Source organism: Thalassospira sp. TSL5-1 (genome assembly GCF_001907695.1).
Classification (GTDB): domain Bacteria; phylum Pseudomonadota; class Alphaproteobacteria; order Rhodospirillales; family Thalassospiraceae; genus Thalassospira.
In genome coordinates, this window is the sequence record NZ_KV880638.1 from 1,146,557 (window position 1) to 1,161,748 (window position 15,192).

Here is a 15,192-nt window from a genome sequence, read left to right on the forward strand (position 1 = left end):
CTTCAATCCCATAGGTTGACGCCACGCGACGGTGTGACTTTGCGGTCTGGCAGGTTGATTTCGGTGCCGTGGGGCAAATGAATGCCCAAACGGGCCAAGCCCGGGTTTGCCTCAAGAATGGCTTCAACCATTGTGCTGTCGCCGAAATGGCGAAAGGCAATCAGATCAACAGTATCGTTTTGCTGTGCCCGAACGGTTTTCATCAGATCAATTCCACGACAGTCCGCTTTCTGGCCATAAGACGCGACAAGGCCTCATTCCATGCCTGAAGCCAGCGATCAGACGTTGCCTCCAGGGCATCGGCGCGATCATGGCCGGATTTTGTGCTGTCATAGTCGCGTGTCGTATCGACCATAAAAGATCGTACACGGGCAGAAATCGCAGTCAGATACAGGTGAACCTTTTCAGGTGTGTTGCCGTATGTTGCGCCTGGCACATCGGCAAGGCTTTCGGCCACTTGGCTTGTGCGCCACTGTGACAGAACCGAATTCGTTTCGATCATGGCGTCCCGCGTAGCTGTCGCGATTTGCATGTCGGTAAAAATATCGGTCAGGCCTGTGCGGTTGCGGATGTCATCAAGATCGATGTCGGGAAAAAATCCGTCATTCTCGATCGTGCTGTTGTTCGTATTCGGGTTGCCCGATGGGATGAAGCTGGTCATGGCGCTGCCCGCTCAAAGGGGAGGCGGGCGACGGCCAAATAAGGGGCAACAGATAAATCTGTGACCGATATTCGCGCCGCCGCCGCGCCGGGGGGACCTGGTCAGGCGTCAGCCGGTTTTGTGTCGGCGTCAGCAATCAGTTTTTCGAGTTTCGTGATCAGGGTTTTAACCCCGCATTTCGGATTGAATTGCAGGGCGGTTTTAAGGTGGTTCACCGCACTGGTCGGTTCGGTATCTGCCAGCAGGGTGCCCGCCGCCTTATGGGCTTTAGCGCGGACTTCGTCGGGCATATCAAACCCGTTCGTCAGTTCGATCGCATTAAGCAGGGCAGGCAATTGCTCGATCGCGGGTTCGTTGTCCGCGATTTCATCAAGGATGGTGGTCGCGATATTGCGATTAAAGCCCTCTGGCATTGTCATGCCGGAATCCAGGGCATAGGCGGCAATTTCAAGCGCACCATTGATGTCGCCAGTATCAAGCCGCCACAACATGATCGTGACGAGAATATCATCCTGTGCGCCAGATTGTGCGGTCATCACCCCGTCAATATAGCTGTCATATTCCGGCAGTAGTTCCGCCTTGACGTTTGCCTTTTCGACCCTGCTTTGGATGGCTTTCAGGATTGCCTTATGGCTGGCGAGAAGGGCGCGGAATTTTGCCGCAATACCAGCCTCTGCCGGGACGGCGGCGGCCCCGCTCGGGGCGGCTGCCTGCTTTGCGGCAAGGGTTGTTTCAAAATGTTTGCGTGCAGGGGATTTCATTATTTCCAACCCCCGGCACCATCTGGCAACAGGATGTTGTCGAGAAGGGCGCACGCGCCAAAATCTTCGACGACATAGGCCTCGTTGACCGAATTGAAATCTTCAATGCGGTCACGTTTCGGGTTGTCGGCAATCTGGCGACGGCGCGAACCGGTCTGCCAGTAAATCGACAGGTTCGACATTTTGGTAATCAGGATTCCCCGTGACGGGAAGAACGGCACCCCCATACCCGGCAGATTGCCGAGTGTTTTATTTGACATCAGGGTGCGTAGCGCGATTTTTTCCGTCGGCTTGTCGTTAGCATTGACCAGGCCAAGATATTTATCGGAAAGCAGGGCGCGACCCGTGATGGCAACCAGACCGCTATCGTCGCGGTACCAGGGATCAAGCAGTTCGTTTACTGCATCGAACACAAAGGCATCCATGTTGTTATAGTCACCACCATCGCCAACTTTGATGCCGTCAAGGACACGCTCTCCCGCATCGTTGCGAATGTGCTGAAGCCAGCCGGTATTAACATCCTGAAGCAACGGGTTCGACGCAAGATCAGTTTCAGGCTCTGCCGTTAGGCCGTTAAAGCCAATCATCATGCGGTCACGCGCAATCTGTTCAATGACCTTGTTGCGCAGGCGCGGCTGAAAGTCCGGGAATTTTGCCCAGGTATCCAACTGCTTATAGGTGATATAGGTATCGAAATCGGTTTTCTTGGCGGTGTAGGTGCGCCGCGCCATGCTGCCTACCGGGCGCGGACTGCGATCCTTGTTCGTGGTATCGGTGCGGCTCGCGACCGGGTTGTCGATACCAAGACCAATGACTTCCCCGGACATTTCATCAACAGGAACAATGTTGATTTCCTGCAGGAAGTCCGCCTGTTCCTGAATGCGGTCTTCCATTTTCTGTTCAATGGTCGGTTCAACAGAAAATTTGGTGGTGGCATCGTCAATACCGTTCAGTTGCGCGATATGCGCGGCATAGGCATTGAACATGTTACGGGTATTGTTTTTCATCTGAATTCCGTTCTGTGACAGAAGATTGGAAGGCTGCGGATCAGCAGTCGGTCATATTTTCGGATGCGGCACCGGTGCTTTTGGCGCGACCCGGGCTGGCGGGTTCTTGCGCTAGCTTTTCCGTCAGATCGGTAATGACCTGGTTCAACTTGGTGACTTCCGCCTGAAGGGCTTCATGATCCTTTGCGTTGGCCTTGCCGGTTAGCTCGGTGCCCAGTGCTGTGACCTGTTCGGCAATCGCAAGGGTGGATTGTTCGATCTGGCTGAAATTGGCGTCGTCGGCTTTTGCCTTGCCTGCAAGGATCTGCTTTACCCGGGCAAACAGGTCGAGGCCTTTGGCTTTGGGTTCATCATCTGCCTCGATCGCGTTGCCCTCGATGGCTTGCGATTTGAGGTTTTCGGGCAGCTTGCCGGAGTTTTCGGTCGTGAACTTGATGATTTCCGTACCCAGCGAGGCCGGGTTATCGGTAATGGCAAGTCCCTGGCAATAGGCTTCGCCAGTGCCCGCAAAGTTCGGGTTCATCTCGATCGACCAGTAAACTTTCTGGCGGGCCTTGTTGAGTTTGACCAGAGCATCAGTCGCATCGATTTGCGCCAGCAAAACGCGGTTGCCGTCTTTGTCATCTTCGGCTTTTAGGGCCAAAACATCGCCATATGCGGGGAATTCACCCTGGGGGCGCAGGCTCATGATGTGTTCGCAATTAATCCGTGCCCCGTATTTGTCCGGGTCATAGTTTGCGGCCATCTGGTTGATCTGTTCGGGAGAGATTTCGCGGCCATCAATCGTTTTGCCGGAAGTCGCGACACGGAAAAATTTGGTTTTCATCGCTTCAGCTTCTGTTGTCAGGGAACGGCATCAAAGTTCGCCAATGCTGCTGACAAGTGGGGGGAAACATCAAATCCCCGGTGGTTGTTAACGGACAAAACAACCACCCTGCAAATGCTGTAAGGCGCGGTGTCTGTAACCTGCGGGCATGACACACACCGACGCAAGCAGGCGCCTAGAAGCGCGTAATCTTTACCATCAGGCATACAGCGTGGCCGAAATTGCCAAACGGCTGGGCGTGCCCTATGGCACCGTTGATGCGTGGAAACGGCGCGACAAGTGGGATGAAACATCGCTTGTCGTGAAAATGGAAAGTGCCGTTGATGTCCGCCTGTTGCGCCTGATTGCGAAGGAAGAAAAAACAGAAACCGACCTGAAGGAAATTGACCAGCTCGGAATCCTGTTGGAACGCGCATCGCGCATTCAGAAATACGAACGCACAGGCAAAGAGGTCGACTTAAACCCCAAGATCGAAAACCGGAACGAGGCCAAAAAACAAAAGGCCAAGGGCAAACAGAAAAACTTCCTGTCAGAAGAACAGGTTCAAAAGCTGGTTAATGCCTTTGAAGATGGTTTGTATGACTACCAGATCGAATGGGGAGCAGCGAGAAAATACCGCGAACGCAATATCCTGAAATCGCGCCAGATCGGGGCGACCTGGTACTTTGCCCGCGAGGCGTTAATTGATGCGATAACGACCGGCGATAATCAGATTTTCCTGTCGGCCTCCAAGGCCCAGGCACACGTTTTCAAGCAGTATATCCTTGATTTTGTGCGCGAAGTGACCGACGTCGAACTGAAGGGCGACCCGATTGTCCTTTGGAACGGCGCGACGCTGTATTTCCTTGGTACTAACAGCAAAACCGCGCAGTCCTATCATGGTCATGTGTATCTGGATGAATATGCGTGGATCAGTAAATTTCTGGAATTCCGCAAGGTCGCCTCGGCAATGGCGACGCACAAGAAATGGCGGAAAACCTACTTTTCAACACCATCCACCATTAATCACGATGCCAATGCTTTCTGGTCCGGCGAAGCCTTTAACAAGGGCAGGACCAAGGCAGATCGCGCCACGTTCGATGTTTCGCATGAAGCCCTGAAACACGGGGCAGTCGGGCCAGACGGGCAGTTCCGTCAAATGGTTACGATCATGGATGCCGTGGCATCCGGCTGCGATCTGTTCGATATTGATCAGCTAAAGCGCGAATACAACGATCAGGATTTTCGCAACCTGTTCATGTGTGAATGGGTGGACGATACCGCCAGTTACTTCCTGTTTGACGAATTGCGCAAGTGCATGGTCGATGCGTGGGAAGTCTGGGAAAAGGACTTTGCCCCATTTGCCGACCGCCCGCTGGGTAATTTGCCCGTCTGGATCGGTTATGATCCATCCGAAGGCGGCGACCAGGCATCGATTGTGGTGGTGGCCCCGCCGCAACACAGCAAAGGCAAATATCGCGTTGTTGAAAAGATCAATGCCACCGGTTCGGACTGGGCCGCGCAGGCCGAAATCATTCGCCGGTTAACCCAGCGGTATAACGTTCAGCATATCGGCATCGATGCCACGCAAATCGGCAGTGGTGTTTTCCAGCTTGTCCAAGCGTTTTTCCCGGCGGCAGTGCCAATCAAATATTCCGCCGAGGTTAAAACCCGCCTGGTCCTGAAGGCAAAGCATCTGATCAGCAAGGGAATGCTGCAATTCGATCTTGGCTGGTCCGATGTGTGTATGGCTTTCATGTCGATCCGCAAAACCAGCACCGCATCTGGCGGGCAAATGACCTTTGCCGCGTCCCGTTCCAAAGAAACCGGCCACGCCGATGTGGCCTGGTCAATTATGCACGCGATTGACCGTATCGATTTCCTTGATTTTAACGAAACCGGGGTTTCCGTTGGCGCAGATAGCCAGCGGCGATCCATTGTGGAGATTTGCTAAATGGCGCAGGCAAAAAAGCGCACCGAGAAACCGGCCCCCAAAGTCCAGGCGTTCACCTTTGGTGATCCTGAACCGGTGCTGAACAAACGCGATATAATGTCCTATTTCCATTCGGCGTTTAACGGTTCGTATTACGAACCGCCAATTAGCTTCGACGGCCTGGCAAGGTCGCTGCCCTCCAACCCGCATCATGAAAGTGCGATCCGGTTCAAGGTCAATCAGTTGGCCGCGCATTTCATCCCGTCAAAATACCTGAAACGTCACGAATTCACCCGCATGGCGACCGACTATCTGGTGTTTGGCAATTTGTTTGCCGAATTGCACTGGTCGCGTATGGGCACACTCCTGGACGTAACGACCGCCCTTGCCCGCTGGACCCGTGTCAAAAAAGACAATCGCTATGTGATGCTGATCGATGGCAAGGAACACGAATTTGAACAGGGCACCATTGCGCACTTGCAAGAGCCCGATATCAATCAGGAAATCTATGGTTTGCCCACCTATACATCGGCCCTGCAATCGGCCTGGTTAAATGAGGCGGCAACGCTGTTTCGCCGCAAATATTACCTGAATGGCAGTCACGCGGGTTTTATCCTGTATGTGAATGATGCGGCGGCCAATGCCGAGGATATTGACGCCCTGCGCGATGCGATGAAAAACGCCAAAGGTCCGGGCAATTTCCGTAACCTGTTCTATTACGCGCCAAACGGCAAAAAGGAAGGCATTCAGGTCATCCCGATGTCGGAAGTCACGGCAAAGGACGACTTTTCATCGATGAAAAACGTCACCCGCGACGATATTCTGGCGGCACATCGGGTGCCACCACAGTTATTGGGTGTTGTTCCAGTCAATGCCGGGGGCTTTGGCAGCATTCAGGACGCGGCAGAGGTTTTTCACAATAACGAAATCCGGCCTGTGATGGCTGCGCTGGAGGGGTTGAATGACCTGTTGGGGTTACAGGTTATCTCGTTTTCTAGTTATGCCGGACGTCTAGAGCCATGACCAAACTTCATAGATTCCCCAGCCTAATAAGGCTACTATACAAGCCGCAATTGACATTTTGAAATATAATTTCTCCAAGTATGCTTTGACATTGAACTCGCAAATCATGCCGCCAAATGGATTGGGGCATGATTTGGATGCCTTGGAGACCAGGTTTCCGCATTTCGGGCAATTCATTACTTCAACATTTGACATCTAGGTTGGCTCTTTTGAATTAGGTGAGGGGCAAATTAAATTGAGATATTTTCTGCTTTTTGGCGTTGATATGTCAAATGATATTGGATCATCTTGGATAAAAAACGAGTAGTCCGAAGTAACCGCCTGCAATAAATAATAACAGAGAGAATATCGAGAATATGACAGCTAGATATTCAGTGATGTTGGTTCGCAGAGCGTATTTCTTAACTTTACATTCATGATGTATGCGTTGCTTCTCGATTTCTTGTATGTCGTCAGGAAATTGATATTTTTGCCAAACACATTCCCATGCCTGCCCTTGGTGTAGATGCTGATAGCTGGAAAATGAAATAGAGAAATATGAGCACATCTGCGCAAGCACAGCACATACTAATCCAACAATGAAGCACAGTATTGCGGGAAATAGTTTCTCAATATCGATGTTTTTTGCAAGCCCTTGCAATGCTGAAAGTGCAACAAAAGTCCCACCATTTAAAATTATCAGGGACTTCATTCCGTCATTTGCAACCATAATTGCCGATTGGAAAGTATGACGGCGCCAATTTTCTGAAGCCTCAACACGACTGCGGATATCTTCTTGCATGCCCTTCCTCCATTAATGAATTTTGTGCAGCGCCTAATATGCTCATTAAATACGCATAAAGAAAAGGCCCGTGCCTTGGGGATGGATGGCACGGGCCTGGGCGCAACAGGGAGGGGTTCACCAGTCGAGACGGAAATATTCCCGCGATATGGCTGGTACGTCAATTATCTTATGGTTGCGTCGAAATTGGTGATGATCACCTCACTCGCGGTATTCTGTTTCTTGCCATACAGGCTATAGCGGGTACTAACATTAAGAATGTTAAAAGCCGCAAAGGTTTCGCGAACGCCAGCGGTGTTATTAAGCGAAAGAATGAAGCGGCCGTCTATGTCCGACAGGATCCCGGACAAGCGTTCAAAATCCTCCCGGATGAAAATTTCCTTGCCGTAATAATCCTCCGCCCCCCAATAGGGCGGGTCCAGGTAAAACAGGGTTTCCTCGCGGTCGTAACGGGTGATGAAATCCGCATAGGGCAGGCATTCAATCACCACGCCGTTAAGGCGTTCATGCAGGTCATCAAGCATGGGCACCAGGCGCGATAGATTGAAGCGTGCGGGGCCGTCGGTTTGTATGCCAAAGTTCCGGTTGCATACTTTACCCCCGAAGGCCAGGCGTTGCAGGTAAACGAAACGCGCAGCGCGCTGGATGTCCGTCAGTGTTTCAGGTGGGATCGAACGGAGGCGTTCAAATTCCGCCCGGCTGGCGATCTGGTATTTCAGGTAATCAACAAAATAGCTGTAATGTTCCTGAAGCACACGGAATAGGCAGAAAACGTCGCGTGAAATGTCGTTAATGACTTCAGCAGCTGGGGCGGATTTGCGCCGCAGGAAAATGCCGCCCATGCCGACAAAGGGTTCGGCGTACAAGGAATGTGGAACAGTGCTGATCATTTCAGTAATCAGTTTGGAAAGCAGGCGTTTCCCGCCGACATAAGGGGCGACAGGGCTTACAGCCTTTACAGGCTGCAGTTTAATAGCATTGCGGGACAGGGCGGTCATGTCAGGGGCCTCGTTGAATAAAAAAAGACCGGGAGGTTTCCCGGTCAATACAACTTAAAAGAGAAATATTTTTACATAACCGTTAAATGGTTGCGTGTCCCCTGCGCAACCAACCGATTAAAAATGTTGCCCGTTGAATGATCCGCCTGTCACTGTGAACAGATCCTCGCGACTATCGTCAAGTCTGGCGGGATCACCACAGAAATCAAAATTTGTCGTAAGCGTTGCCGTGCTGATATCGCCGCTACGCCCCTTATTGGTCAGTACCACGACATACCCCAGCCCGTTTTGATAGACGACTTCACTGGTCGCAAAAATATAGGTCGCTTTGGGATTATGCGAGGCGGCATAACTGTCTGCCGTTCGGGCGGCGTTGTTTTCAATATATTGCCAGCCAGGATAATCGGTTGCGGCATTACCTTCCTCGCATTGCGCGGCATATGCCCCCAGGGGCAACCCGCATACCATCATCAAAGCCAGTGCAATCGCTCCCTTGCGTACCGTCATTATAGCTGTCCCCCTCATGGCAATCAAAAGATGATTTATATTACAGTAAGCAACTTTAAATAGCAATTCGTAAATAGAGGTGCCCAAGGATAAAAGCCCAAAAAATCGCAGTCATCCCCCGCCGCGCCTTCGCTCTTTATGTATTGAAAATTCTGCAGTGCCGAACATGGTGCAAAGCAAGCGGCTGTCTGCGGTTCTTAGAGATTTTCAAACAGGCAAAGTTCTGCATTTTTCGGCACTGTTTTGCACCGGTGGCTAGTCTGGTTGAATTGATCCGACGTTCAGTCAGGGGGGCTTTTTGGTTTTTGTGTCGGAAAAGGGTAACAAGCGTTACGCGCTGCGAAAAATGGAATTAAGTATCTGATTTTATTTGAATTATTTTGTTACCTTGCATGGTAACTTCAGGTAACGGATTGGGCGGAAAAAGGTTACATCATTGAATTGAAAAGATTTTCTTTATTCATTTTGTAACTGTGTTGAAGGGTAACAACATTACCTTTTGCAACTTAATTGCAACCATTTCATGATACTGAATTTTTCTTTATTTAATAGATAGTTATATGGATAATTATCTGTTTGTAACTTGTGTTACCTTTTTCCGATGGCCTCGGATTTTGACGAGACTTAAAGTCTTTCTGTAGGGGAGTGCTAAACATGCACAGTAGATCAATGTGGTTGTTTTCAAAGGTAGGTCAGCGGGCGCATATTGGTGCATTGCGTCGCCGAGGGATCATTTATTGTAATACGATTGAGTATTTCCGAGGACTCCGCGATGGGAATCTTCGTGGAGATCCATTGGAGAACTGCACTGCCTTCTATCATCCAGGCAAATCAGAATTGAGGATCAATGGTACTAAGCTGAATAATATTGTAGGGCCAATCGTAGTTTATAATGGGCCTGATGACGTGTATCAGACTACACACCTCTTCTGTGTAACATCGATCTACAGCGGTATGGAGATCAGAGAGGATGGTAAGATTTTTGACCCGAGAGTGAGCGGTTTTGGGGACACAATGTTGATTATAAAACCAGCTCCGTTCATGGCACGTGTTGAAAAGGCCGTAGAAAAACTCAAGCAGCAAGGTACGGATATTGAACTTTTCAAAGGCTTGGTTGAATACGTTCCGGCAGGAGAAAACCAGCATCAGATGAGTGTTTTGCGCAAGGCAGACATTTACGCATGGCAGGAAGAATTTAGATTGGCTCTGAGGGTTAGAAATTGGCATGGCAGCGCATTCTTGCTTGAGATTGGAAGCATCGCCGACATCTCCCACGTAGTTCCGATTAAGAAGTTCATTAATAAAGTTGAGGAACTCTCGGATGGTCAGGTATGTCTCAACTTCAGTTGATTTGTGTGGGACACCGAGTATCTAACTCATTGATTTATTTTGAACAAATTGTGATCGATGTGGGTGGTTAAGCATTGATTTTATTCTGTTTTTTGGGTTTTTAATAGCCCCTCCGGGCCTACCATTTTCCTCAGTTATTGCCCGACGGTGGCCTGTGGCGATGGCGGTATCGATTACGGTATATTCGATATTCGGGCTACTGACCGGCAGATCAAATGTCTGGCGGCAGCTGGGCGCATCATCCTGAATATAGTTTCCCGGAAATGGCGTGAATCACCGCCCATATGTTTTTGCACCTGTGCGTCCGAGTGAGTTCTTGCTGTTTGGGCAGATCGGGGCAATTTTCCGCGATTGACGACTTTCAGAGAACAAATTCTCCGGTTTTCCTTTGAACCAGGCCGACCGGAAGTTTGAGGCGTAATTCCTGCGCGACAAGACCCCTGAATTGTGCCCGGATCCATTCCAAACGGCGACCTTTGACCGTCCGACACCCAGTCCGATTTCAGGTTGGCTGGTTGTGAAAACATGCGTTCATCCAATCTCCATACAACCTGCACCTAACTTTCATTGCCGCGTGAAATGGTGCTGGAAAGAAACAATCATGTCGCAAGAGAATTTCCTCAAAACCCGTTACCCCCCCCCCTGCTGGCGGCGGTTGATTTATTTGATGTTGCCATGCGGGATCGCGACCAGTCGTTCCGGCAGGGGCGAGGAGAATCTTCCCTATTCATAAAACGTCGGTTGGTAAAACAATAATGAAACTGTCGTCGAAGAACATTGGCCGCACTGTGATCATCGCCGGCATGATCGTTGCAGCGTTCGCCGCACTTGCATCCGTCGCGGGTGTTCTGGATGAAACGCCACAGGCGGCTGTGCTTACCGATTTTGTTGCGCTTGGCACTGTCGAGGAAACGGTTCTTGCCAACGGCGAGCTTGAACCCGCCCGGATTGTTAGTGTTGGCGCGCAGGTTTCTGGTCAGTTGAAGGCCTTGCACGTTGAACTGGGGCAGAAAATTCATGCTGGAGATCTGATTGCAGAGATCGACCCGACGGCACAGTCCTATGCTCTTCGTATCGCAGAGGCAGCACTTGCCAATATCAAGGCGCAGCGCAAGGCGCGCGGTTTTGAGCTCAAACGCGCTAAACAAACTTATTACAGACAGAAGAGCATGGCGCGACAGCATGCTGCTTCAGTTGCCGAGCTTGAGACGGCGGAGGCGGCATTCAAAGTCCTGACGGCGGATATCGAGGCATTGGATGCGCAGATCGCCCAAGCCACGGTGGAGGTGGAGAGCGCGAAAGCCAATCTTGGCTATACGAAAGTTGTCGCACCCATGGATGGTGTTGTGGTTGCGGTCGTGACCAAGGCTGGGCAAACACTAAATTCCAACCTGGCTGTGCCGACAATTGTCGTGCTGGCCCAGCTTGACGTTATGCAGGTTAAGGTGAAGATATCGGAAGCCGATATTAGCCGTGTAAAACCAGGCCAGATCGTACGTTTTACGATCATGGGGAGTACCCGTCTTCCGACGGTTGGCAGACTGGAGCTGATAGAGCCCGCCCCGGCATCAATTGCAACGGAAGCGACAACGACCGCTACAGCCGGAAAACAGGCGGCACAGGCGGTTTATTTTAATGGCATATTTACAACCCAAAATGCCGAAGGGCGCTTGCGGCCCATGATGACCGCCCTTGTAACCATTGTGGTGGGGCGCGCCGAAAATGTACCGCTTATGCCGTGGTCTGCGTTGACTAAGCGCGATCAGGATGGTCGCTATCGCGTCAATGTTCGCTCTCCTTCGGATGAAATTTCAGAGCGCCTTGTCACAATAGGACTGACTGACCGGGTCAAAGCGCAGGTGATTGATGGTTTGAAGGTTGGCGATGAAGTTGTCATTCCGGTCGATGGCCAGGCATCGGGCTCTAACGATATGGGGATGATGTGAGCGCTTTACTGGAAATAGAGAACGTCTCGCGGCTGTTTCAAACCGGTGAAGAGATGATTGCCGCACTTGAGGGGATAAACCTTCATATCGACAGTGGTGAATTTGTTGCAATTGTAGGGGCAAGTGGGTCGGGCAAGTCGACGCTTATGAACATTTTGGGATGCCTTGATCAGCCAACTTCGGGTGATTATCGTGTCGGAGGGCGTAGCGTTGCCGGATTGAGTGCAGATGAACTGGCGGCGCTGAGAAGGGAACATTTCGGGTTTATCTTTCAGCGTTATCATTTGCTGGGCACGCTCAATTCGGCTGACAATGTGGCGATGCCCGCCGTGTATGCGGGCCTTGATGCGGCTTCCCGGCGCGAAAGGGCGAGATCACTGCTAGAGAGCCTGGGCCTTGGTGATCGCATGGATCACCGTCCGGGCCAGCTTTCCGGTGGTCAGCAGCAGCGCGTTTCGATTGCTCGTGCGCTTATGAATGGTGGGCGTATCATCCTTGCCGACGAGCCGACCGGTGCGCTTGACAGTAAAAGTGGTGAAACCGTTCTCGATATCCTTAAGGAGCTTCATCGGGATGGTCATACGGTCATTATCGTTACCCACGATATGGAGGTTGCTGCTCATGCTGATCGCATCATCGAAATACGTGACGGGCAGGTTCTGACGGACAGACGGTGCCGTGAATCTGTGTGTGATGCTGCTTCATATTCTTTTGCAAGCTTGGGGTCCGTGGGCCTGCTGTCCGGTTTTCATCGACGTTTTGCTGAAGCCTTTCCGATGGCGTTGCGTTCAATGGCGGCTCATCGGGTTCGTACATTCCTTACCATGCTCGGGATCATCATTGGTATTGCTGCCGTTGTTGCGGTTGTTGGTCTGGGGGAAGGAACGCGCCAGAAGGTACTTGCCGAAATCAGTGAATTTGGGGCCAGTACATTATCCATTTATCCTGGGCGGGGGTGGGATGACGAGCGCGCCGACAGCATCACAACGCTGGTTGTTTCCGATGCCGAGGCGTTGGCAGCGCAAAATTATATCGACAGTGTTACGCCACTGGTCTCGACGAGTACGCGTATTCGTTTCGGTCGTACTTCCATGTCGGCCAATATTGACGGTGTGGGTCAGGATTATTTTCGGGTAAACGGCCTGCGTATCGTGCGAGGAGCCGGCTTCTCGGCTGACAGCATAGCAGGGCGCCGTCAGGAGGCAGTGATAGACGATAGAGCTGCCTCCAGGCTTTTTCCTGGCGGTGAGTCTCCGATTGGCAAGGTCATTATGGTTGATCTGGTTCCTGTGGTCATTATTGGCACAGTCGCCCAGCGTTCAGGCATGTCGGGTAAAACCCTTCAGATATATCTTCCTTATACTGCTGTGACAGGAAGGCTCCTTGGCGCGGCAACAAGCCTTGCCGGACTGATTGTTCGGATTTCGGATAATGTTGATACGGTTGTTGCCGAACGTGCGATCGTCGGTTTTATGAGCCGTCGGCATGGGACGCAGGATTTCTTTGTTTTCAACAGTGATCAGTTGCGTCGAATCATGCAGAAAACATCGGGAACGATGACGCTGTTGATCTCTTCGGTTGCAGTTATTTCGCTGGTTGTTGGCGGCATCGGGGTCATGAACATCATGCTGGTTTCTGTCACCGAGCGTACCCGCGAGATCGGCCTTCGCATGGCTGTCGGGGCGCGTCGTATGGACATCATGCTTCAGTTCCTGATCGAAGCCGTCACGATCTGCATTGCCGGGTCATTACTTGGCATTGGACTGGCTCTTGTCGCGGCAACTGCTTTTGGTGGGCAGGATAGCCAATTTCCGATGATCATTTCGATCAATGCCATCTTTTTCGCCTGTCTGTCCGCACTCGCCATTGGTGTGGTATTTGGTTTCCTGCCAGCCCGCAATGCCTCGCGCCTTGACCCGGTTGATGCGCTTTCAAGAGAATAATCATGATTTTCCCCAGATTGATTGCCCCGTATCTGTTTGTCGTTCTTGCCGGTTGCGCCAGCCAGTCGACAAATTATCAGCGTCCGGATTTGCCGGCAGGACCGGCATGGTCGACTTCGGTTTCTGCTGCCCCAACAAAAGGCAGTATAGATCAGTGGTGGGTTGCATTCGGAGACCCCGGGTTGACCAAACTGATTAATGAAGTGGTAAAACGGAACAACGACATTTTTGCTGCCACCCTTCGTGCTCATCGGGCGCGACTGCAAGCGGACCTTGCCGGGAATGCCCTGTTTCCGAAATTAAGCGGAAACCTTAACACTTCGAGGAGCCGGTCTCTCGAAGGCAGCGCTAATTTGAGGTCCTCTTCGTCTGCGACAATTGGCGTTTCCTATGAAGTGGACCTGTGGGGTAAACTGGCAACGCAGCGCGACAGTGCTAGCTTTGAGGCAGAGGCAACAGCCCAAGATTACGAAGCGGCGCGTCTGGCTATCATTGGCATGACGATCGAAACCTATTTCCGTATTGCCCATGTAAATGAATCAATCGCAGCCGCAGAAAGCAGCCTTGATTATGTCGAACAAATTCAGGTTCTCGTCCGAAAGCAGGCGGAAATCGGCGATGTTTCCGATCTTGAGCTTAGAGAAAGCGAGCAAACTGTCGAAACTCAGGCCGCGAGAGTAGCGGAGTTGCATCAGGCACGTCTTGTTCTGCGTAATGTGCTTACGGTCCTTTTGAATGGTGACGCAAGCCCAGTTCCCGAACCGCAGAGCTTGCCGCAAAAGAAGTTTCCGCAGCTTGGCGCAGGTTTGCCCGCTGATCTGCTTGCCCGTCGTCCCGATCTTCGTGCGGCTGAAGCACGGTTGCAGGCTGCCTTGAAGAATGTTGATGCGGCACGTACCAGCTTCTATCCGGCAATTTCGCTGACGAGCGGGGTCGGGACCAGCAGCGATAAACTGGTTTCTTTCGTTTCCAACCCGGTCGCAACCTTGGGGGCAGGTGCAGTTCTTTCGTTCCTTAACTGGAAGGATATGAATGTGACGATTGCGGTTTCACAGACCCAATATGAAGAGGCCGTTACCTCGTTTCGCAACACTTTACTAAATGCGTTTTCGGATGTCGCGAATGCGCTCGGTGCTCGTGCCAGTTATGCAGAGCAGTCGCGGCGACGGCATAATGCGTATGTGGCAGCGCAGGAAGTAGAGCGACTGACCGAGGCGCGATATCGGGCTGGTGCCATTACTTTGCGTATCTGGCTTGAAGCGCAGGAACGTCGACGCTCTGCCGAAGCGGCTCTTGCTGATGTCAGGCTGGCGCAATTCGTTAACGAATCCGTTCTTTATCGGGCACTTGGCGGAGACGCTGCGATTAAGGGTTAGCCTGCTTCCGCAGCGTGTAGGGGCAGGCATTTCTTGATATTCAACCGCGCCGAGCCGAACTGTTGAACTGCAGATCCACAATCGAACCTCAAGCATCGGTA

Annotated in this window: 14 protein-coding genes; 6 read left to right on the top strand and 8 right to left on the bottom strand. The window is 51.6% G+C overall.

The window, feature by feature from the left end; genetic code table 11:
• Positions 1–2 precede the first annotated feature (2 nt).
• The 5 genes from LF95_RS14850 to LF95_RS14870 all read right to left on the bottom strand — a co-directional run bounded on the left by LF95_RS14850 (position 3) and on the right by LF95_RS14870 (position 3,255).
• Positions 3–203, bottom strand: coding sequence for a tail protein X (locus LF95_RS14850; protein WP_073955807.1), 201 nt, complete (start codon positions 201–203; stop codon positions 3–5).
• The gene (locus LF95_RS14855) at positions 203–661 is read right to left on the bottom strand and encodes a head completion/stabilization protein (protein WP_073955808.1); all 459 of its coding nucleotides are present in this window, start codon (positions 659–661) and stop codon (positions 203–205) included. The genes LF95_RS14850 and LF95_RS14855 overlap by 1 nt, the downstream gene beginning before the upstream one ends.
• A gap of 101 nt (positions 662–762) precedes the next feature.
• Complete coding sequence (gene gpM, locus LF95_RS14860; RefSeq protein ID WP_073955809.1) at positions 763–1,422, bottom strand: phage terminase small subunit; 660 nt, start codon at positions 1,420–1,422, stop codon at positions 763–765.
• A complete protein-coding gene (locus LF95_RS14865) occupies positions 1,422–2,429 on the bottom strand; it encodes a phage major capsid protein, P2 family (RefSeq protein WP_073955810.1) in 1,008 nt (335 codons plus the stop codon). Before LF95_RS14865 ends, gpM begins: the two co-directional genes overlap by 1 nt.
• A gap of 40 nt (positions 2,430–2,469) precedes the next feature.
• Complete coding sequence (locus tag LF95_RS14870; RefSeq protein ID WP_073955811.1) at positions 2,470–3,255, bottom strand: GPO family capsid scaffolding protein; 786 nt, start codon at positions 3,253–3,255, stop codon at positions 2,470–2,472.
• Positions 3,256–3,403: 148 nt separating this feature from the next.
• Between LF95_RS14870 and LF95_RS14875 the strand changes: the two genes are divergently transcribed.
• Both LF95_RS14875 and LF95_RS14880 read left to right on the top strand, forming a co-directional pair.
• Positions 3,404–5,188, top strand: coding sequence for a terminase large subunit domain-containing protein (locus LF95_RS14875; RefSeq protein WP_073955812.1), 1,785 nt, complete (start codon positions 3,404–3,406; stop codon positions 5,186–5,188).
• Complete coding sequence (locus LF95_RS14880; protein WP_073955813.1) at positions 5,189–6,190, top strand: phage portal protein; 1,002 nt, start codon at positions 5,189–5,191, stop codon at positions 6,188–6,190.
• 283 nt (positions 6,191–6,473) lie between these two features.
• On the opposite strand, the gene LF95_RS14885 is transcribed toward LF95_RS14880, so the two are convergent.
• The 3 genes from LF95_RS14885 to LF95_RS14895 form a co-directional block, all read right to left on the bottom strand.
• Complete coding sequence (locus LF95_RS14885) at positions 6,474–6,971, bottom strand: hypothetical protein (RefSeq protein WP_073955814.1); 498 nt, start codon at positions 6,969–6,971, stop codon at positions 6,474–6,476.
• Positions 6,972–7,135: 164 nt separating this feature from the next.
• Entirely contained in the window at positions 7,136–7,969 is an 834-nt protein-coding gene (locus LF95_RS14890; protein WP_073955815.1) for a DNA adenine methylase, read from the bottom strand.
• Positions 7,970–8,086: 117 nt separating this feature from the next.
• Positions 8,087–8,476, bottom strand: a complete 390-nt coding sequence (locus LF95_RS14895) for a hypothetical protein (protein WP_073955816.1) — start codon at positions 8,474–8,476, stop codon at positions 8,087–8,089.
• Between the two features lie 654 nt (positions 8,477–9,130).
• Between LF95_RS14895 and LF95_RS14900 the strand changes: the two genes are divergently transcribed.
• The 4 genes from LF95_RS14900 to LF95_RS14915 all read left to right on the top strand — a co-directional run bounded on the left by LF95_RS14900 (position 9,131) and on the right by LF95_RS14915 (position 15,091).
• A complete protein-coding gene (locus LF95_RS14900) occupies positions 9,131–9,826 on the top strand; it encodes a hypothetical protein (RefSeq protein WP_143182056.1) in 696 nt (231 codons plus the stop codon).
• 755 nt (positions 9,827–10,581) lie between these two features.
• Positions 10,582–11,772 carry an efflux RND transporter periplasmic adaptor subunit gene (locus LF95_RS14905; RefSeq protein WP_073955818.1) on the top strand — a complete coding sequence of 397 codons (1,191 nt, stop codon included), beginning with the start codon at positions 10,582–10,584 and terminating at the stop codon, positions 11,770–11,772.
• Positions 11,769–13,715, top strand: coding sequence for a MacB family efflux pump subunit (locus LF95_RS14910; protein ID WP_073955819.1), 1,947 nt, complete (start codon positions 11,769–11,771; stop codon positions 13,713–13,715). Before LF95_RS14905 ends, LF95_RS14910 begins: the two co-directional genes overlap by 4 nt.
• A gap of 2 nt (positions 13,716–13,717) precedes the next feature.
• Positions 13,718–15,091: an efflux transporter outer membrane subunit gene (locus tag LF95_RS14915; protein WP_073955820.1), complete on the top strand. Its 1,374-nt coding sequence runs from the start codon at positions 13,718–13,720 to the stop codon at positions 15,089–15,091.
• Positions 15,092–15,192 lie beyond the last annotated feature (101 nt).